The 1290-nt window shown below is 66.3% G+C and carries 1 protein-coding gene; it reads right to left on the bottom strand.

The annotated features are described in order from the left end of the window. On the bottom strand, window positions 1–1290 hold a 1290-nt coding region (locus tag ABYB95_RS23615; protein WP_372662858.1), incomplete at both ends, for a peroxidase family protein.

The raw sequence follows: 1290 nt of genomic DNA, 5'->3' as shown, positions 1-1290 counted from the left end.
GCGCAGTTGCGAGTTGGAGCCAAAGACCAGATCCACGCGGGTGCCGGTCCATTGCACGGCGCCGGTCTTGCGGTCACGGCCCTCGAACACACCACCAGCACCGGGTTGCCACACCGTGCCCATGTCGAGCAGATGAACAAAGAAGTCGTTGCTCAGCTTGCCCGGCTGTTTCGTGAACACCCCGTGGGCAGCCCCGCCGGTGTTGGCGCCGAGCACGCGCAGGCCACCGACCAGCACGGTCATCTCGGGTGCGCTCAGGGTCAGCAACTGGGCTTTGTCCAGCAGCATCTGTTCGGCCGACACGGTGTAGGCCTTCTTCAGGTAGTTGCGGAAACCATCGGCCACGGGCTCCATGGGTTCGAACGACGCCGCATCGGTCTGCGCCGGCGTGGCGTCGGTGCGGCCGGGGGTGAAGGGCACGTCCACCGTTTGACCAGCGGCCTTGGCCGCCGCTTCCACGGCGGCGCTGCCGGCGAGCACGATGAGGTCGGCCAGCGAAACCTTCTTGCCGCCTTTTTGGCCACCGTTGAAAGCCTTCTGAATGCCTTCCAGGACCGACAAGACTTTGGCCAGTTGCTCGGGCTGGTTCGCGGCCCAATCTTTCTGCGGTGCCAGGCGGACGCGTGCGCCGTTGGCGCCGCCGCGCTTGTCCGAACCCCGGAAGGTGGAGGCCGATGCCCAGGCGGTGGACACCAGCTCGGCCACCGACAGGCCAGAAGCCAGCACCTGCTCCTTGAGGTCGGCCACGTCACCGGCGTCGATCAGCGGGTGGTCAACGGCGGGCACCGGGTCTTGCCAGATCAGGTCTTCGGCCGGCACTTCCGGGCCCAGGTACAAGGCCTTGGGGCCCATGTCGCGGTGGGTCAGCTTGAACCAGGCGCGGGCGAAGGCGTCGGCAAACGCAGCGGGGTCCTGGTGGAAACGGCGCGCGATTTTTTCGTAGGCCGGGTCCATGCGCAGCGACATGTCGGCCGTGGTCATCATGGGCGGGTGTTTCTTGGCCGGGTCGTGCGCATCCGGAATCATGAACTCGGGTTTCGGATTTTTCGCCACCCATTGCTGGGCACCGGCCGGGCTCTTGGTCAATTCCCACTCGTGGCCAAACAGCGTGTCGAAATAACCGTTGTCCCAGGTGGTTGGGTTGGGTTTCCAGGCGCCTTCCAGGCCGCTGGTGATGGCGTCCCGGCCCTTGCCGGTGCCGTGACTGCTCTTCCAGCCCAGGCCCATTTCCTCGATGGGCGCGCCTTCCGGTTCCGGACCGACCTTGTCCGGGTCGCCAGCGCCGTGGGT

It is taken from the genome of Hydrogenophaga sp. (assembly GCF_041633695.1).
Taxonomy (GTDB): domain Bacteria; phylum Pseudomonadota; class Gammaproteobacteria; order Burkholderiales; family Burkholderiaceae_C; genus Hydrogenophaga.
This window is presented reverse-complemented; position numbering and strand designations above follow the sequence as displayed.